The sequence below is a fragment of the Curtobacterium sp. PhB137 genome (genome assembly GCF_003814955.1).
In the GTDB taxonomy this organism is placed as follows: domain Bacteria; phylum Actinomycetota; class Actinomycetes; order Actinomycetales; family Microbacteriaceae; genus Curtobacterium.
Genome location: NZ_RKQO01000004.1, coordinates 920,131 through 937,915, shown reverse-complemented (window position 1 = coordinate 937,915; position 17,785 = coordinate 920,131). Strand labels below are relative to the sequence as shown.

Annotated in this window: 20 protein-coding genes; 2 read left to right on the top strand and 18 right to left on the bottom strand. The window is 70.0% G+C overall.

Annotated elements, in window-relative coordinates:
* Nucleotides 1-52 precede the first annotated feature (52 nt).
* From EDF28_RS04955 to EDF28_RS04900, 12 genes are all read right to left on the bottom strand, one after another.
* The gene (locus EDF28_RS04955; protein ID WP_123937364.1) at nucleotides 53-1,384 is read right to left on the bottom strand and encodes an ATP-dependent RecD-like DNA helicase; all 1,332 of its coding nucleotides are present in this window, start codon (nucleotides 1,382-1,384) and stop codon (nucleotides 53-55) included.
* Entirely contained in the window at nucleotides 1,381-3,318 is a 1,938-nt protein-coding gene (locus tag EDF28_RS04950; protein WP_123937363.1) for a cytochrome c oxidase assembly protein, read from the bottom strand. Before EDF28_RS04950 ends, EDF28_RS04955 begins: the two co-directional genes overlap by 4 nt.
* Before the next feature lie 175 nt (nucleotides 3,319-3,493).
* Nucleotides 3,494-3,781 carry an HU family DNA-binding protein gene (locus tag EDF28_RS04945; RefSeq protein WP_111085379.1) on the bottom strand — a complete coding sequence of 96 codons (288 nt, stop codon included), beginning with the start codon at nucleotides 3,779-3,781 and terminating at the stop codon, nucleotides 3,494-3,496.
* Nucleotides 3,782-4,059: 278 nt separating this feature from the next.
* Nucleotides 4,060-4,365, bottom strand: a complete 306-nt coding sequence (gene rpsN / locus EDF28_RS04940; RefSeq protein WP_111085378.1) for a 30S ribosomal protein S14 — start codon at nucleotides 4,363-4,365, stop codon at nucleotides 4,060-4,062.
* 2 nt (nucleotides 4,366-4,367) lie between these two features.
* Entirely contained in the window at nucleotides 4,368-4,538 is a 171-nt protein-coding gene (gene rpmG / locus EDF28_RS04935; protein WP_017886456.1) for a 50S ribosomal protein L33, read from the bottom strand.
* Nucleotides 4,538-4,774, bottom strand: coding sequence for a 50S ribosomal protein L28 (rpmB, locus tag EDF28_RS04930; RefSeq protein WP_111085377.1), 237 nt, complete (start codon nucleotides 4,772-4,774; stop codon nucleotides 4,538-4,540). Before rpmB ends, rpmG begins: the two co-directional genes overlap by 1 nt.
* Before the next feature lie 229 nt (nucleotides 4,775-5,003).
* Nucleotides 5,004-5,696 (bottom strand): alpha/beta fold hydrolase, encoded by a 693-nt coding sequence (locus tag EDF28_RS04925; protein WP_123937362.1) that lies wholly within the window; start codon nucleotides 5,694-5,696, stop codon nucleotides 5,004-5,006.
* 10 nt (nucleotides 5,697-5,706) lie between these two features.
* Nucleotides 5,707-6,150 carry a Fur family transcriptional regulator gene (locus EDF28_RS04920; RefSeq protein ID WP_123937361.1) on the bottom strand — a complete coding sequence of 148 codons (444 nt, stop codon included), beginning with the start codon at nucleotides 6,148-6,150 and terminating at the stop codon, nucleotides 5,707-5,709.
* Nucleotides 6,147-7,079, bottom strand: a complete 933-nt coding sequence (locus EDF28_RS04915; protein WP_123937360.1) for a metal ABC transporter permease — start codon at nucleotides 7,077-7,079, stop codon at nucleotides 6,147-6,149. Before EDF28_RS04915 ends, EDF28_RS04920 begins: the two co-directional genes overlap by 4 nt.
* A complete protein-coding gene (locus EDF28_RS04910) occupies nucleotides 7,079-7,924 on the bottom strand; it encodes a metal ABC transporter ATP-binding protein (RefSeq protein ID WP_123937638.1) in 846 nt (281 codons plus the stop codon). The genes EDF28_RS04915 and EDF28_RS04910 overlap by 1 nt, the downstream gene beginning before the upstream one ends.
* Before the next feature lie 47 nt (nucleotides 7,925-7,971).
* Complete coding sequence (locus EDF28_RS04905) at nucleotides 7,972-8,883, bottom strand: metal ABC transporter solute-binding protein, Zn/Mn family (RefSeq protein ID WP_123937359.1); 912 nt, start codon at nucleotides 8,881-8,883, stop codon at nucleotides 7,972-7,974.
* Between the two features lie 127 nt (nucleotides 8,884-9,010).
* A complete protein-coding gene (locus EDF28_RS04900; protein WP_123293455.1) occupies nucleotides 9,011-10,279 on the bottom strand; it encodes a PTS transporter subunit EIIC in 1,269 nt (422 codons plus the stop codon).
* A gap of 178 nt (nucleotides 10,280-10,457) precedes the next feature.
* Here EDF28_RS04900 and EDF28_RS04895 point away from each other — a divergent pair, with 178 nt between their 5' ends.
* Nucleotides 10,458-10,694, top strand: coding sequence for a PTS transporter subunit EIIB (locus tag EDF28_RS04895; protein ID WP_071253138.1), 237 nt, complete (start codon nucleotides 10,458-10,460; stop codon nucleotides 10,692-10,694).
* Entirely contained in the window at nucleotides 10,691-11,143 is a 453-nt protein-coding gene (locus EDF28_RS04890) for a glucose PTS transporter subunit IIA (RefSeq protein WP_123293454.1), read from the top strand. Before EDF28_RS04895 ends, EDF28_RS04890 begins: the two co-directional genes overlap by 4 nt.
* A gap of 98 nt (nucleotides 11,144-11,241) precedes the next feature.
* Here EDF28_RS04890 and EDF28_RS04885 read toward each other — a convergent pair whose 3' ends face one another.
* The 6 genes from EDF28_RS04885 to EDF28_RS04860 all read right to left on the bottom strand — a co-directional run bounded on the left by EDF28_RS04885 (nucleotide 11,242) and on the right by EDF28_RS04860 (nucleotide 17,771).
* Nucleotides 11,242-11,976 (bottom strand): GntR family transcriptional regulator, encoded by a 735-nt coding sequence (locus tag EDF28_RS04885; RefSeq protein ID WP_123293453.1) that lies wholly within the window; start codon nucleotides 11,974-11,976, stop codon nucleotides 11,242-11,244.
* A 129-nt stretch (nucleotides 11,977-12,105) separates the two neighbouring features.
* Nucleotides 12,106-12,687 carry a GNAT family N-acetyltransferase gene (locus EDF28_RS04880; RefSeq protein WP_185094130.1) on the bottom strand — a complete coding sequence of 194 codons (582 nt, stop codon included), beginning with the start codon at nucleotides 12,685-12,687 and terminating at the stop codon, nucleotides 12,106-12,108.
* A 159-nt stretch (nucleotides 12,688-12,846) separates the two neighbouring features.
* Complete coding sequence (locus tag EDF28_RS04875; RefSeq protein ID WP_123937357.1) at nucleotides 12,847-14,439, bottom strand: dihydrolipoamide acetyltransferase family protein; 1,593 nt, start codon at nucleotides 14,437-14,439, stop codon at nucleotides 12,847-12,849.
* A 46-nt stretch (nucleotides 14,440-14,485) separates the two neighbouring features.
* Nucleotides 14,486-15,445 carry an alpha-ketoacid dehydrogenase subunit beta gene (locus EDF28_RS04870; protein WP_111087054.1) on the bottom strand — a complete coding sequence of 320 codons (960 nt, stop codon included), beginning with the start codon at nucleotides 15,443-15,445 and terminating at the stop codon, nucleotides 14,486-14,488.
* 86 nt (nucleotides 15,446-15,531) lie between these two features.
* Nucleotides 15,532-16,668: a thiamine pyrophosphate-dependent dehydrogenase E1 component subunit alpha gene (locus EDF28_RS04865; RefSeq protein ID WP_111087051.1), complete on the bottom strand. Its 1,137-nt coding sequence runs from the start codon at nucleotides 16,666-16,668 to the stop codon at nucleotides 15,532-15,534.
* 23 nt (nucleotides 16,669-16,691) lie between these two features.
* The gene (locus EDF28_RS04860) at nucleotides 16,692-17,771 is read right to left on the bottom strand and encodes a histidinol-phosphate transaminase (protein WP_123293828.1); all 1,080 of its coding nucleotides are present in this window, start codon (nucleotides 17,769-17,771) and stop codon (nucleotides 16,692-16,694) included.
* Nucleotides 17,772-17,785 lie beyond the last annotated feature (14 nt).

Below are 17,785 nucleotides of genomic sequence, written 5' to 3'. Positions count from 1 at the left end.
GCTCCCCGACGCCCGTCTGCCGCTCCGGCAGGCGGGCGTCGTCGTGGGTGCGTCAGGCGTCGTCGCCGGAGTCGGGATCCGGCGCAGGCTCCGGCTTCCGAGCTTCGAGTGCCGTCGCGACGATGCGTGGCGCCTCGGACATGAAGCGTCGGACGTCCGTGTCGACGATGATGTCCTGCGGCCGCAGCGGCCGGGTCAGGTACAGCCCCTCGAGCGACGTCAGGCGTGACAGCGCGACGTAGGTCTGTCCGGCGCTGAACACCCGGTTGCCCAGGTCGACCACCGCGCGGTCGTAGGTGCTGCCCTGCGACTTGTGGATCGTCACCGCCCACGCGAGCCGCAGCGGGAACTGCTGGAACTCACCGACGGTGTCCTTCTTGAGCTCCTTCTTGTCGGCGTCGTAGGAGTACTTGAACTTCTCCCACACCGACGGCTGGACCTCGAAGGACTCTCCGTCGACGTCGACCCAGACCGTGTCGCGGATCGCCGTGACGATGCCGAGCGTCCCGTTCACCCACCGCTGGTCGGCGTCGTTGCGCAGGAACATCACGTGCGCGCCGGGCTTGAGCTCGAGGGCTTCGTCGGCCGGGAAGTTCCGCCCGCCGAAGTCGCCGTTGACGTCGGCCTTCGCGGTCTTCACCTTGCCGGGCAACCGTTCGAGCGCCGCCTTGTTGATGCGCGCGACGGTGTCGTTCCGGGTGGCGAGGGTGATGGCGTCGTCGGGCGAGGGCCGTGCGCCCGCGGTGTTCAGCTGGTCCGCGATCTCGGCGGTCACCCGGCCGTGCCGCACCGCCGTGAGCATGGCGGCGAAGGCGTCGTCGCGCTGACGGTGCACGGTGGCGAGCTCGATGATGTTCAGCTTCGCCTCGAGCCACACCTTGGCGTCGAAGAACCACATCGACCGGTAGTGGTCGGTGAAGTAGGCGCGTTCGTCGGCACCACCCGGGACCGGCGGCAACTGGTACGGGTCGCCGAACATGACCACCTGCACTCCGCCGAACGCCTCGAACTGCCGCCCGCGGGCCTTGCGCAGCGAGCGGTCCATCCCGTCGAGCAGGTCGGCGTTCACCATCGAGACCTCGTCGATGACCAGGGTGTCGATGGTGTTCAGGAGCTTGCGGGTGTCCGGTCCCTGGCGCAGCTCGGCATCGGCGATGAGCCCGATCGGCAGGCGGAACAACGAGTGGATCGTCTGGCCACCGACGTTCAGGGCTGCAACCCCGGTCGGTGCGCAGATCACGACCTGCTTCTCGGTGTTCCACGAAAGGTGGTTGAGCAGGGTCGACTTGCCCGTGCCGGCACGACCGGTGATGAAGACGTGGTCGCGGGTGTGCTCGATGTACTCGAAGACGGCCCGCTGCTCGTCGCTGAGCTCGACGCTCATCGTGCGTCCTGCTCGAGGGTCCGCGCGTCCGCTCCGAGCGTGTGCGCCGCCGATCCAGCGCGCCGCAGCTGCACGAGCACCACCACGACGACCGCCACCAGGAGCAGCACCCCGGCGACCACGAGCACGAGCCCGCCACGGGCCTGGTCGACGAGCGGATCGGGGCCCCACGTCCGCCCCATCGCCCCGAACCACGACGCCTGCAGCAGTCCGAGCGGCCCGCGCATCGCGACGCCGAGCGACACCGCTCCGGCGGCGACGACCGCGGCCCCGACGATCCGGACGATCGCTGCTGCGCGGGTCGGGTACTGCTGGCCGGCCGCGACCGGTGTGAAGAGCGTCGGCATCGCCAGGAGCCCGACGAGCAGGAAGCCCACGTCGATGACCGTGCGCCCCGTGGAGTCGCTCACCGACCACCGGACGGCATCCGTGGCGAAGTACGCCCACCACACCGCTGCGGCGAGCAGGAACGCCGGGAAGGGCTGCACCAGGTAGCGGACCGCGGCGTTGTCGACCAGCACACCGGTCCACTCGCGCACCCCGGTGCTGTCATCGTCGCGCGGGTGCACCGCGGCCCGGATGAGCACGACGGGAGCCGCCGCCCACACCAGCGCCGGCACCACCAGGCCGAGCAGCACGTGCGCGCCGACGTTCGCCGACACCAGGAACCGGTCGTACTGGTGCAGCGAACCGGACGTCGCGACCACGAGCGAGATGATCGCGAGGGCTGCCGCCACCGAACGGCGCACCGGCCAGTGGACCCCGGCGCGGCGCAGGCGCACGACACCGGCCGCGTAGGTCGCAGCGAGCAGCACGGCGGCCATCAGCCAGAACAGGTCGATGTTCCACTGCGTCAGCCAGCCCCAGGCCCCGGGCGCGTGCGGCAGCAGGTCGTCGGTGAGCAGCTCGGCGGGGCTCGGGTCGGTCGTCTTGCTCAGCGCGATCTGGTCGACCGGGGTGGCCGTGCGTCCGAGCGCCGCGGCGAAACCCGATGCGACGCCCATCACGGCGAGCTCGACCACGATCAGGGTCCAGAACGGGCGGTGCCGTGCCGGCGCCTCGGTCAGGGAGCGGATCGCACGCCGACGCTGCACGGCACCGAGGACCCCGATGGCGACGATCGCGCCGATCTTGACCAGCACGAGGGTGCCGTACGGCGTGAACAGGTTCGACAGGGCACCCACGCGGATCTGTGCCGAGGCGACACCCGACACCGCCACGAGCACGAAGCACCCGAGCGCGATGCTCGAGTACCGCGCGACGACCACGGCCAGGCGGTCACCGGGCAGCACGCCGCGCAGGAGCACGAGCATGGTCAGGCCACCGACCCAGAGCGCGGCGCCGACCAGGTGCAGCCCGAGCGCGGTCACGGCGGCGTCGTGGCTCGCGGTGCCGGCGGCGTGGCCCTGCTGTGCGAGCGGGATGAGGCCGATCATCGACACACCGGCGGTCAGGGCGACCATGCCCCGGGAACGGACGGCGAAGCAGAGCACCGTGACGGCAGCCGCGACGAGCACCGTCACGAGCCAGGCGAGCCCGAGGTCCGTTCCGGTGAGGAACACGCCCATCGACTGGCCGAACTGCTCGTCGATGCTGATCTTCGAGCCGGCGACGCTCAGGAACGTGAAGAAGGTGGTGACCGCGGACGACACCGTCCAGAGCCCGCTGGCGGCGGCCGCGACGTCGATGGCGCGGTTCCACTCCGGGCCGGAGCGCGAGAGTCCGACGGTGGCCAACGCGAGGCCGCCGATCGTCGCAGCGGCGGACAGGTCCACGACCAACCGGGAGATCGGCAGACCGAACCGGACCAGGGCACCAGGGTCGGCGATCAGCGCTGCGTTCGCACCACCGCCGATGACGAGTGCCGTGAGCAGCGCCACGAACCCGACGAGCAGGAGCACGGCGGGACCGGCGATGCGCGCGATCCGATTCACCCGTCAAGCCTAGGCGGTGCCCACCCGGCCACCGAACCGGCGGGGCCGACCTGTGGGAACCGGCACGGGCCTCCCGGTCGACGCGACAGGACGAACGCGACCCGACGCACCGAACGCACCCCGGGAACGACGAAAGGGACGGCCGAAGCCGTCCCTCCCGATACGCGGAACAGTCTTACTTGACCGCAGCCTTGAGCTTCGAGCCGGCGCTGACCTTGACCGAGTCGCTCGCGGCGATCTCGATGGCCTCACCCGTCTGCGGGTTGCGGCCGGTGCGGGCGGCGCGGTGCGTCTTCTCGAAGGCGATCCAACCGGGGATCGTGACCTTCGTGCCGTCCGCGACGGACGACGAGACGACGCTGAAGAGCGCGTCGACGACGCCGTTGACGGTGGCCTGGCTCTGGCCGGACTCGGCGGCGACGGCAGCGACGAGCTCGGTGCGGTTCAGTGACTTGTCAGCCATGGATGTCCTCCTCGGACTTCTTGCAGTATCGGTCGGACGGACGTGCCGTCCGGCGCCCGGAGCGGTTGCCCCGTGCCACGGTGCCAGTGGGCCGAGGGCCCGGCGGAACCGGAGTTGAACCTACCAGCCACATCGGACGTTTTCAGCCGACTCGCCCGGATTTCCGGGCTTGTCGCGGGTCCAACGGGGCAGATGTGACCCCTGAGGCGCCCTTGTACCCCGGACACAGCGAACGCCCCGCCACCAGGAGGTGACGGGGCGTCGGGTACTGCGAGTGCTTACCAGGAGCTCTTCGTGATGCCGGGGAGCTCTCCACGGTGGGCCATGTCGCGGAAGCGGACACGGCTGATGCCGAACTCACCCAGGTGGCCACGGGGGCGGCCGTCGATCGCGTCGCGGTTGCGGTAGCGGATCGGGGATGCGTCGCGGGGCAGCTTCTGCAGGCCCACGCGAGCGGCCTCACGCGACTCGTCGGAGCCGTTCGGGTCCACGAGGGCCTTCTTCAGCTCGAGACGACGCTCGGCGTAGCGCGCGATGATGACGGCACGCTGGTTGTTCTTCGCGATCTTGCTCTTCTTCGCCATGCTTAGCGCTCCTCACGGAAGTCGACGTGCTTGCGGATCACCGGGTCGTACTTCTTCAGCACGAGACGGTCGGGGTTGTTCCGACGGTTCTTCTTGGTCACGTACGTGAACCCGGTGCCCGCCGTCGAGCGGAGCTTGATGATCGGACGGATGTCCTGACCCTTTTTCGCCATCAGATCTTCTCCCCACGGGCGAGGACGTCCTTGACGACGGACTCGATGCCCCGCGCGTCGATGACCTTGATGCCCTTAGCGCTGACGTTGAGCGTCACGTTGCGACGCAGCGACGGCACGTAGTACGTCTTCTTCTGCACGTTCGGGTCGAAGCGGCGCTTCGTCCGGCGGTGCGAGTGCGAGATGTTGTGACCGAAGCCGGGAACGGCGCCGGTCACCTGGCACACTGCTGCCATGGTTTCCTCCTGAGGTACCGTGCGACCGGACGGCCGCACCCAAGTTCACTTGCCTGGTGCGCACGCGCAGGACCACCGGAGTGGTGCATGCGAGGGGGTTGTGCACACCGCCCAGGCCCGCAGCCCCTGTCGAAGGGGGAACGGACACCACGCGACCGCGGCGTTCGCGACGGTCGGAGGGCTTGGAACAACAGTCCACCACGCGGACGTGGAGGACCAAGGGAAGAGCTTACGCGAGCTCCGGGCGTGTCGCAAGCGCACGCACCATGAGCTCGCCGAGTTCGCGCGGCGCCGTGAACATCGGCCAGTGTCCGGTCTCGAGTCCGACGATGCTGAGTTCCTCGGTCTCGACGAGTTCCGCGGCCCAGGTCTGGTGGTCGGCCACCATCGTCGCGAGCTCGGTCGCCGGGATCTCACAGGTGATCACCGTCGCGGGGATCGTGTGCCGGGCGGCGTCGGCGTAGTGGAACCGGTCGGACGGCACGGCGGCCGGCTCCGGGATCGCGCGGTGCTCGAAGGACTCCCGCAACGCCGGCGTCATCCCGCGCACCGTGGCCGGCTCCCAGACGTCCCACGACGGCAGCGGCACCACACCGTCCACCACGGGCAGTTCGTCGTTCACGCAGCCGCCGGCGGGACCGGGGAACGTGTCGACGTAGAGCAGGTGTGCGACGAGCGAGGGCCGCTGGTCGGCGGCCATGTACGCGATCGGTCCGGCACCGGAGTGTCCGGCGAGCACGACGGGCTCGTCCGGGCTGGCGACGTCGTCCAGGCGCTCCACGAGCGCCGCGACCTGCTCGTCGAGCGTGTCGCCGTCGCGGGTGATCGCCTCGACCGTGTGGCCCGCCTGCAGCAGCACCGGGGCGACGTCGTCCCACGCGCTCGCATCGAGCCAGAACCCGGGGACCAGGATGACGTGCATGGCGCGGACGCTACTCGCCGTCGGCGTCGCCGGTCCGCGGTCCGGCTGCGGCGGCAGATGCCGTGCACACCGCGCAGTCGCCGAAGATGTCGACGACGTGGCTGGCGTTCGTGAACCCGTTGGCGGCGGCGACGTCCTGCGCCCACTGCTCGACGGGGTCCGCCTCGATCTCGACGGTCCGGCCGCAGTTCCGGCAGATCAGATGGTGGTGGTGCGCGTCCGTCGTGCACGCCCGGTACAGCGATTCGCCGTCCTGCTGCAACGAGTCGGCGTCACCCTCGGTCGCCAGGTCGGCGAGCGCCCGGTAGACGGTGGCGAGGCCGATGGTCGAGCCCTCGTCACGCAGGTGTTGGTGCAGCGCCTGCGCGCTGACGAACCCCTCGGTGGATTCGAGGGCACCGCGCACCGCTTCGCGCTGCCACGTGTTCCGCTTGACCTTCTGCACGGCGTTCATGCTGGTGCACCCACCTTCGTTTCGGCTGACGTTCCGGACGGGAGGCCCGGTGTGCCCCCGCCACGCTGGTCGCGGCGGACGACCCGGTCGCGTCCACGGCGGTCGCGCCGGGCCCCGACGATCCGGCAGACCACCCAGATCGCGAACGAGATCGTCGTCACGTAGGGGCTGATCGGCAGGCCGCCGCCGAGTGCCAGCAGGATGCCACCGACGACCGACACCACGGCGAACACCGTGGACAGCACCGGCACGACGACCGGGTGCGAGCTGAGCCGCAGGGCCGCAGCGGCCGGGGTGACGAGCAGCGACAGCACGAGCAGCGCGCCGACGATCTGCACCGACACCGCGGTGGCCAGGCCGAGGACGAGCATGAACACGATCGCGAGCGTCCGCACCGGGATGCCTGCGGCCGCGGCCACGTCGGGGTCGACCGACGCGAACATCAGCGGCCGCCAGATGACGAGCAGGGTCGCGACCACGATGGCGGCGATGACGATCAGGAACCACAGCTGCGGGTTGTCCACCGACACGATCTGGCCGGTGAGCAGCCCGAACTTGTTGGCCGCACGCCCCTTGTAGAGCGCCAGGCACAGGATGCCGAGCCCGAGACCGAACGGCATGAGCACGGCGATGATCGAGTTGCGGTCACGCGCCCTCGAGCCGAGCACCCCGATGAGCAGCGCCGCGATCACCGACCCGACGAGCGAGCCCGTGACGACGTTGACACCGAGCAGCAGGGATGCGCTCGCGCCGGCGAACGACAGCTCCGAGATGCCGTGCACCGCGAAGGGCATGTTCCGGGCGACGACGAACGGGCCGATGAGCCCGCCGACGATGCCGAGCACCGCGCCGGCCCAGATCGAGTTCTGCACCAGGGCCACGAGCTCGCCGTAGTCCTGGAACGAGAAGACCGTCGACAGGACGTCCATCAGATCCGCCCTTCGTCCGACGCCGGGGCGTGCGGGTCGACCTCGCCGTGGTGGTGGTCGTGCGCGTCGTTCGCGCCGACGATGACGATGCGGCCCATCGTGCGGACGACGTCGACGGGGGTGCCGTACAGGTCGCTCAGCACGTCGGCGCGCAGGACCTCGTCGGGGGAACCGATCCGGAACCGGCCACCGGCGATGTACAGGACCCGGTCGACGACGTCGAGGATCGGGTTCACGTCGTGCGTCACGAAGAGCACGGCCGCATCGTGCTGCCGACGCTGCCGGTCGATGAGCTCGGTGACGCCGCGCTGGTGCCGCAGGTCGAGTGAGATGAGGGGTTCGTCGCACAGCAGCAGTGCCGGGTCGGCGGCGATGGCCTGACCGACGCGGGTGCGCTGCTGCTCGCCGCCGGACAGCTCGGCCACCGGGGCGTCCGCGAACGCGGTGGCGCCGACCTCGTCGAGGATCCGGTCGATGCGGGCGCGGTCGGCCTTCGACGTCGGCAGGACGCCCCACCGGTGCCCCGTCACGCCCTGCGCGATCATGTCCCGCGCGCGCAGGGGGGTGCCGGCTTCCATGAGTCGCTGCTGCGGGATGTAGCCGATCTTCCGGTGTCCACGACGGACGGGCTGGCCGAGGAACGACATCGTGCCGCTCGTCAGGCGCTGCTGCCCGAGCACCGTGCGCAGGAGCGAGGTCTTCCCGGCGCCGTTCGGGCCGAGGACCGCGACGAACTCCCCCGGCGCGATGTCCAGGTCCAGGTGTCCCCAGAGCTTCCGTTCGCCGAAGGACAGCCCGGCGTCGCGCAGGGCCAGGACCGGACGGGCCGCAGCCCGGTCGTCCACCGAGGTGGTCGCCGGGCTGTCGGTCGTCGCTGCTGCGGTCGAGGTCGTCACTTCTGGAGCGCCGCCTGCACCGTGTCGATGTTCGCCTGCTGCCACGAGACGTAATCCTGCCCCTTGGGGAGCGTCTCCGTGACACCGACCACCGGGACGTCGCCCTGGTCGGCGGCCTTCTTGACCTGTTCGGTCTCGGCACTCGAGGTCTGGTCGTTGTAGGCGAGCAGCTCCACGCTCTTGCCACTGAACAGCGCGAGGGTGTCCTTGAGGGCTGCCGGCGGGACGTCGTCGCCCTCCTCGATCGCCTCGGAGAACGCTTCGGGGGTGACGTTGTCGAGACCGATCGCGTCGAAGAGGTAGCCCGGCACCGGCTCGGTGTACGCCACCTTCTCGCCGTCGTACGTCTTCTTCAAGTCGGCGGTCTGGGACTCGAGGCCCTCGAGTTTCGTCGTGAGCGCGTCGGCGTTCTTCTCGAACGTGGTCTTGTCGCCCGCGTCGAGCGCGGACAGGCGCTTCGTGACGTCGTCGACCAGCTTCACCATCGTCGGGTAGCTGTAGAACACGTGCTCGTTGAACTCGGCGTCGCCACCCTTGTCCAAGCCCGAGAGCTTCACGACGTTGATGGTGTCGGCCTTGGTGTCCGAGGCGTCGGCGAGCGTGGTCATGAAGTCGTCGTACCCGCCGCCGTTCTCGATGAGCAGGTCGGCCTTCGACACCGCGAGCTGGGTGCGGGCGCTCGACTCGAACGAGTGCGGGTCCTGCGAGGGGTCGTTCAGGATGCTCGTGACCGACACCTGGTCGCCGCCGATCGACTGGACGATCGAGCCGTAGACGTTGGTCGAGGCGACGACGGCGATCTTCCCGTCGCTGCTGGCGTTGCCCGAGGCCGAGGAGGTCGCGCAGCCCGTCAGGGCGAGCGCGGCGGCGCCGGCGACGAGCGGGAGGGCGAGGAGGCGGTTGTGCATGCTCCGACGGTAGCGCTTGCTGATAACGATTGTCAAAACCGGTATCAGCGCTCTGGTGGTGACGACAGACGGACAGGAGGCGCGGTGCCAGCTGGCACCGCGCCTCCTGTCCGTCACGTGGTGACGTCTACGGCTTGGTGGCCGCGTCGATCGTGTTCTCGGCGATCGTGTCCTCTTCACGCCCGGGCGTGCGGAGGTTCCACTTCTTGATCACGAAACTGAACAGGAAGTAGTACACGACCGCGTAGCCGAGGCCGATCGGGATGAGCCAGATCGCTCCGTCCGCCTTGCCGAAGTTCAGCACGTAGTCGATCGCACCGGCCGAGAACGAGAACCCGTCGTGGATCCCGAGGGCGTTGACCAGCGCCAGCGAGGTCCCGGTGAGCACCGCGTGGATGATGTACAGCGGGAACGCCACGAACATGAACGAGTACTCGAGCGGCTCGGTGATGCCGGTCACGAACGAGGTGAGCGCGGCCGAGATCATGATGCCGCCGACGAGCTTGCGGTTCTGCGGCTTGGCGTTGCGCCAGATCGCGAGCGCACCGGCCGGCAGCGCGAACATCATGATCGGGAAGAAGCCGGTCTGGAAGATACCAGCGGTCGGGTCGCCGGCGAGGAAGCGCGGGATGTCGCCGTGCACGATGTCGCCGGCCGCGTTCGTGAAGCTGCCGAGCTGGAACCACGGGAAGAAGTTGAGCAGCTGGTGCAGGCCGATCGGGATGAGCATGCGGTTCGCGAACCCGAAGATGCCGCCACCGATCACGGCGTTGTCCGCAACGGCGGTACCGGCTGCCGTGAGCGCGATGTCGAAGTAGCGGTAGACGAATGCCATGAGCACGGCGATGACGAGACCAGCCGCAGCGGTCAGGATCGGGACGAGGCGACGACCGGAGAAGAAGCCCAGGAAGTCGGGCATCTTCGTGCGGTGGAACTTCTCCCACATGACCGCCGAGACGAGCCCCATCACGATGCCGCCGAGGACACCGAAGTTGATGGTCGCCTGGTCACCGTTCGCGTCCTTGACCCCCGCGAGCACAACCGGGGACATGACTGCGAACACCTGGTACATGACCATGTAGCCGACGACGGCGGCCAGAGCGGTCGTGCCGTCCGACTTCTTCGCCCACCCGATCGCGATGCCGACCGCGAAGAGGAGCGGCAGCCAGGTGAAGATGGCCTGTCCGGCAGCCGAGATGACTCCCGCTCCCGTCTCGAAGCCGGGGATCGCGCCGAGCAGGTCGGGCTGCCCGATGCGGTTCAGGATGCCCGCAGCGGGCATGACCGCGATCGGCAGGAGCAGGCTCCGTCCGAGGCGCTGGGCGTTGGCGAAGAGCCGGGACTGCTTCTTCGGCTTCTTCTTCTCCGGCACGTCCGTGGCAGTGGTGGCGCTCATCGGAGGTCCTCTCGTCATTGGGTGGAGCTGTCGGGGTGAGTTGAGTCGTGCAGCCAGCGCAGGTAACCTCGGCGGTGTCGCCAGGTCCGGTCCTGTCCGGTCATGACCAGTTCCGTAGTCTGAACCGAGACCGGTCCCGTGTCAACCTGGTACGAAAACCCTTAACGAGGAGGAAACGATGGCCGACATCAAGGCAGCCGACATCATCGCCGCGCTCGGCGGTGCCGACAACATCGAAGAGGTCGAGGGCTGCATCACGCGCCTCCGTGTCGAGGTCGAGGACGGCGACCTCGTCGACAAGGCCGCGCTCCAGGCTGCGGGCGCCCAGGCCGTCGTCGGCGGCGGCACCGGCTGGCAGGTCATCGTCGGCACGGTCGCCGACAACCTCGCGCAGGACATCCAGGACGAACTGTGACGGCGGTCCGCACGCCGTTCGCCGGCCCGGTCGTCGCCCTCGCTGACGTGCCGGACCCGGTGTTCGCCGGCCAGCTCGTCGGCGCCGGTGTGGCCGTCGACCCGACGGGCGTCGAGGGCGCGGTCACCGCGGTGGCCCCGGTCGACGGCACCATCGTGAAGCTGCACCCGCACGCGTTCGCGCTGCAGGGCTCGGCGGGCACGGACGTCCTCGTGCACGTCGGCATCGACACCGTGAAGCTGTCGGGCGAGGGCTTCGAGCTCCTCGCCACCGAGGGCTCGACGGTCACGGCCGGCGACCCCGTCGTCCGGTTCACCCCCTCGGTGATCTCGGCCGCCGGCTACTCGCCGATCTGCCCCGTCGTGGTGCTCGGCTCCGCGCCGGACACCGTCGACCAGGGCACGGTGGGCACCTCGGTGCTCGACGGTGACACCCTGTTCGAGGTCTGACCCGGGCCCACTCCGGTTCTTCCCCGGTTCGTCCTGCGAAAGCGACTGTGTACCGCGAACTGTTCGCGGCACACAGTCGCTTTCGCGTTCGTGCCGGACTACGCGACCGCCGGGGTCGCGGTGACCTCCATCTGCACGCGGTAGCGGTCCGAGCGGTACCAGCTGCGGGTGTGCTCCACGGGGCGCTCCCCCGCGTACGACACCCGGTCGAACTCGAGCACCGGAGCACCGGTCTTCGTGCCGAGCAGGGTCGCGACGTCGTCGGCGGCCGGGTTCGCGGCCACCGTCTGCTGTGCCCGGTCGATCGGGGTGCCGTACTCGTTCGCGATGATCGAGTACACCGACCCGGACAGGTCGTGGTCGAGCAGGCCCGGGAACGCATCGGCCACGAGCCAGGCGTCGTCGATCGACACCGGAGCGCCGTCCGCCATCCGGAGTCGCTTCACGTGGAAGGCCGACACCTCGGCGTCGAGCCGCAGCGCCGCCACGGTGTCACTCGGCGGCACACGTTCCTCGCGCACCAGCACAACCGTGGTCGGGACGTGGCCCATCGCGCGCATCTCCTCGGTGAACGACGCGAGGTGCAGCGTCGACTGCACGGGGCGGTGCGCCACGAACGTGCCCTTGCCGCGCACGCGCTCGAGGTAGCCCTCGTTGACGAGCTGCCCGAGTGCTTCGCGCACGGTGATCCGTGAGACGCCGTACTCGGCGATGAGCTGGCGTTCGGACGGGATCGCGGCGCCGGGGGCCAGGCGCGCGGTGGCGAGGTCGAGCAGGATGCGCCGCAACTGCTGGTGCTTCGGTTCGGCACCCTCGGTGATGCGGCTCGTCATGCGTCCCTCGTGCTCCGTTGCTGGTCCTGGGTGGTGGTCATGCGCGGACATGACCAGTTCCCATCACAGTAGCGAGTCGACCTCGGAACGCCAACGTGCGTGACGTTCCGCGTGGACCGGCGGGAGGGTTCAGGCGTTGCGGACGAGCCAGGCGAACTGTTCGTCGGAGAGCAGCCGGTCGGTCCAGACCTGCCCCTCGACCCCCGCGGCGGAGGACGTCTGCACCCCGGGAGCCCCCTGCCACACGAGTGACAGCCCGGCACGACGGAGCACCGCAGCGGACGCGGGGTTGTTCGTGAGCACGCGACCCGTCACGGGGACGTCCGGCGCGGTCTCGGCAGCAGCGCGCACGGCAGCGAGGGCGATCTCGGACGCGAAGCCCTGCCCCCAGGCCGCGGGAGCCAACCGGTACCCGAGGTTCCAGACCCCACCGGCGGTCATGTCGACCCCGCCGACCCCGACGAACACGTGGTCTGCAGCCGTGCGGACGGCCCACGAACCGAGTCCGTGTCGGGCCCGACCACCGATCTTCCGCTGCACCAGGTCCACGCTCGAGCTCCGGGCGACATGCCGTCCGCTCGGCAGGTGCTGCCAGGTGCGGGCGTCAGCGAACACCGCGTGCACGTCGTCGATGTCGGCCGGCGTGAGCGGGGTGAGCAGGAGGCGATCCGTTCGGATCTCCTGCGAGGGGGTCAGGAGCTGGTGGACCATGCCCTGATCATCCCCCGCACCACCGACATCCGTGTGAACACCACGCGACGATTGCGGAAGGCCGCAGATGGTGAGCAGAAATGGTCGAGTGGCTCGAAGCCACCCGACCATTTCTGCTCACGAAGCGGAACGACCGACGCGCCGGCCCCTGAACGCCACTCAGTCGAGCAGGAGCGCCGGCTCCTCGAGCACCGAGGCCACGTCGTGCACGAACCGCGACGCCACGTCGCCGTCGACGACGCGGTGGTCGAACGAGGCGCCGATGGTCGTCACCATGCGCGAGCGGACCTCGCCGTCGACGACCCACGGCTTCGGCTTGATCGTGCCCATGGCGACGATGGCGACCTCGCCCGGGTTGAGGATCGGGGTGCCGGTGTCCATGCCGAACACGCCGATGTTCGTGATCGAGACCGTGCCGTTCGCCATCTGCTTCGGCGTCGTCTTGCCGTCACGGGCGGTGAGGGTGAGTTCCTCGAGCGCCTGCGCCAGCTCGAGCAGCGACATGTCCTGCGCGTCCTTGATGTTCGGCACGATGAGCCCACGAGGGGTCGCTGCGGCGATGCCGAGGTTCACGAAGTGGTGGACGATGATCTCGCGGTCGGTCCAGGTCGAGTTCACCGAACGGTTGCGGCGGACGGCCCAGATGACGGCCTTCGCCACGATGAGCAGCGGCGAGACCTTGACGCCGGCGAACGTCGGCGACGCCTTGAGGCGCTTGACGAACTCCATCGTGTGGGTCGCGTCGACGTCGACGAACAGCGACACGTGCGGTGCGGTGAAGGCCGAGGTGGTCATCGCGGTCGCGATGGCCTTGCGGACGCCCTTGACCGGGATCGTCTCGCTGCGCACCTCGCCCCACTCGGGCGTCTCGATGTTGCGGAAGACGCTGGCCTGCTTCGCGTGCCGGATGACGTCGTCGCGGGTGACCTCGCCGGCGAACCCGGTCGCGACGATCTCGGTCAGTTCGACACCGAGGTCCTTCGCGAGCTTCCGGATCGGCGGCTTCGCGAGCACGTTGGTCGCGAGGGTCTGCTTGCGCGCGGGCGCGGAGGCCAGACCGGCGATCGCCTCGGCGGTGGTGTCCTCACCGGGATCGCTGGCCGCTTCGGCCGCTGCTTGCGCATCCACACTGGAGGCACGGCTCGCCTCGGCCGCGAGGGCTGCGGCCCGGCGGGCGCCCGGCTTGCGACGGGACGGCGACGAGGTCGCCGAGCCGTAGCCGACGAGGACGGCGCCGGAGGACTCGTCCGTCCCGACGACGGAAGCGCCGTCGGCGACGGGCTGCACCGGCGCTGCCGCGGGGGCGGCAGCGACGACGGGAGCAGGTGCAGCAGCGGGTGCCGGGGCCGCCGCGGGGGTGGGCTGGGTCTGCGCGACCGGAGCCACCGGGGCGGGCGCTGCCGGCGGGGTCGGGGCGACCACGGGCGAGGTCGGGACGCTGTCGGCGACCGGTGCCGGGCCTCCCGACTGGGCGGCCGGAGCCGTGACCGGCGCGCCGGACGCGACCGACGCATCGGACTCGACACGGATGATCGGCTTGCCGACCTCGACCGTGTCGCCCTCGGAGACGAGCAGCCCGGTGACGGTGCCGGCGAACGGCGACGGCAGCTCGACGAGCGACTTCGCGGTCTCGATCTCGACCAGGACCTGGTCGACGGTGATCTCGTCCCCGATCGCGACGCGCCACTGCACGATCTCGGCCTCGGTGAGGCCTTCGCCCACGTCGGGCAGGGGGAATTCGGCGACGGCCACTTACGGCTCCTTCGGCGTTCGGACGAGTTGGGTCAGTCGAGCTGGATCAGTACGCGAGGGCGCGGTCGACGGCCTCGAGGACGCGGTCGGCGTCCGGCAGGTGCAGGTGCTCCAGCTTCGATACCGGGAACGGGATGTCGAACCCGGACACCCGCAGCGGCGGCGCCTGCATCGTGTAGAACGCCTTCTCGGCGACCGTGGCGGCGATCTCGCTGCCGACACTGACGAAGCCGGACGCCTCTTGCGCGATGACGAGGCGACCGGTCTTGCGGACCGAGGTGAGGATCGGGTCCCAGTCGATGGGCGAGATCGAGCGGAGGTCGATGACCTCGCAGCTCGTGCCCTCGGACTCGGCGAGCTCGGCAGCCTGCATGAGGGTCGCGACCATCGCACCGTGGCCGACGAGGGTGACCTCGGTGCCGGTGCGTGCCACACGCGTGGTGTGCATCGGGACGTGCCCGTCGACGAGGTCGACCTGGCCCTTGGGCCAGTAGCGCGACTTCGGCTCGAGGAAGACGACCGGGTCCTTCGAGGCGATTGCCTCCTGGATCATCCAGTAGGCGTCGTTCGGGGTGCTCGGGCTGACCACGCGCAGACCGGGGGTGTGCGCGAAGTACGCCTCGGGCGACTCCTGGTGGTGCTCCACGGCACCGATGTGGCCGCCGTAGGGGATGCGGATGACGACGGGCAGCGACATGTGCGCCGGCAGCCGGTTCGCCATCTTCGCGAGCTGCGAGGTGATCTGGTCGAAGCCGGGCCACACGAAGCCGTCGAACTGGATCTCGACGACCGGGCGGTAGCCGCGCAGGGCGAGGCCGATCGCGGTGCCGATGATGCCGGCCTCGGCGAGCGGGGTGTCCCGCACGCGCTCCGGGCCGAAGCGGTCCTGCAGGCCCTCGGTGATGCGGAAGACGCCGCCGAGTTGGCCGATGTCCTCGCCCATCAGCAGGACCTTGTCGTCCGCCTGCATCGCCGCGGCGAGCCCGGCGTTGAGGGCCTTCGCCATCGGCAGGGTCGGGGTGGGGTCACTCGGGACCTCGCCGGCGCCCGGGTGGGAGCGCAGCGTGTAGTCGAAGAGCTGCTCGGTGGTGCTCATGCGTGGGCGCCCCCTTCGAAGCCGGCCTCGTACTGTTCGAGCCAGGCCTTCTGCTCGGCGACCAGCGGGTGCGGCTCGCGGTAGACGTTGTCGAACATGACGTCGACGGACGGCGGGGTCAGCGCCACGGTGCGGCGGCGGACGTCGGCGGCGATGTCCTCGCCCTCTTCGTCGAACGCGGCGAACTGCTCGTCCGTCGCGCCCTTCGAGCGCAGGTACGCCTCGGAGCGGACGATCGGGTCGCGGCGGACCCAGTCCTCGAGTTCGCCGTCCGCGCGGTACCGGCTCGGGTCGTCCGAGCTGGTGTGCGCGCCGATGCGGTACGTGTCGGCTTCAATGAACGCGGGACCCTGGCCGCTTCGGGCGTGGTCGGTGGCGACGACCGACGCCGTGTACGAGGCGAGGATGTCGTTGCCGTCGATCAGGACGCTCGGGATCCCGAAGCCGCGGGGACGGTCGACGAGCGGCGTCGGGGACTGCACCGACACCGGCACCGAGATGGCCCAGTGGTTGTTCTGCAGGAAGAAGACGACGGGGGCCTTCGTCGATGCGGAGAAGACGTACGCCTCGTTGACGTCGCCCTGGCTGGTCGCGCCGTCGCCGAAGTACACGATGGAGCATGCGTCGCGGTCCGGGTCACCGGTACCGACGTCGCCGTCGAGCTTCTGGCCGAGTGCGTAGCCCGTGGCGTGCAGGGTCTGCGAGCCGATCACCAGGGTGGAGATGTGCGTGTTGCCGCGCTGGTCCGGGTCCCATCCACCGTGGGTCTGCCCGCGGTACATCGCGATGATCTCCATCGGCTCGACACCGCGCTGCATCGTGACGGCGTGCTCGCGGTACGAGGGGAAGACGTGGTCCTGGGCGCGCAGGGCGAACGCGGAACCGGTCTGCGCCGCTTCCTGCCCGTGACTCGGGACCCAGAGGCCCAGCTGGCCGGTGCGCTGCAGGTTGTGGCCGGCGTGGTCGAACCGTCGGGTGAGGACCATGCGGCGGTGCATCGCCAGCAGGGTCTCGTCGGGGATCGCCCGCGCGGCGGCGGCGAACTCGGCGTTCTCGTCGGACTCCACGAACCGACCCTCGGGGTCGAGGAGCCGGACGGTGGTCGTCGCGGGAGCCGCGGCGCGGAATGACATGCGGGCCAGCGTAGCGGCAGGCATCAGTCGGCCACCTGGAGGTCCCCCACAAGCGAGCGGGCCGTTTCGAGGAGCGTTTCCACAGCCTCGTGCTCGCCGATCGAGATGCGGATGCCCTCCGGCGGGAAGGCCCGCACGATGATGCCGGCCTCCTCGAAGGCGGCGGCCGCCGCGACCGTGCGGTCCCCCGTCGGCAGCCAGACGAAGTTGCCCTGGGCGTCCGGCACGGCCCACCCCTGCTCGCGCAGCTCGGTGACGATGCGGTCCCGCAGCGCGGCGATCTCGGAGACCCGCTCGAGCAGTTCGCCCTCGCGTTCCAGGCTGGCCAGTGCGGCCGCCTGCCCCTGGGCCGTGACGGAGAGGGGGATCGCGCACGCGCGGACCGCCTCGAGCACGTACACCGGGCCGAGGGCGTAGCCGACGCGCAGCCCGGCGAGACCGTACGCCTTCGAGAAGGTCCGGAGGACGACCAGGTTCGGGTAGCGGGCCAGCAACGGGTGCCCGTGCACGGCGGCCTCGTCGGTGGCGAACTCGGCGTATGCCTCGTCGAGCACGACCAGCACGGACTGCGGCACCGCGGCCATGAAGGACGCGAACTCGGACTCGGTCACGATCGGGCCGGTCGGGTTGTTCGGCGTGCACACGATCACCATGCGGGTGCGGTCGGTGACGGCGGCGGCCATCGCGTCGAGGTCGTGGCCGCCGTCCGGCCGGTTCGGCACCTGCACGCTCGTGGCACCCGCGACGGTGACGACGCCGGGGTAGGCCTCGAACGACCGCCAGGCGTAGACGATCTCGTCGCCCGGGCCGGAGGTCGCGCGGGCGAGCTCGTGCAGGATCGCGACGCTGCCCGGGGCGACGTGCACTTCGTCGGCGGTCAGTCCGAAGCGGTTCGCGAGCGCGGCACGGACGGCCAGGGCGGTGGCGTCCGGGTAGCGGTTGAACGCGGTCTGCGCCTGCACGGCCTGGACCACCCCGGGGAGCGGGGGGAACGGGTTCTCGTTGCTCGACAGCTTGAAGGCGTCGTCGGCGGCCTGGCGTCCCTGCTTGTAGGCGGGGAGGACGGCGATCTCGGGCCGGATGTGCACACGCTCGTCAGTCACCGGTTCAGGTTACC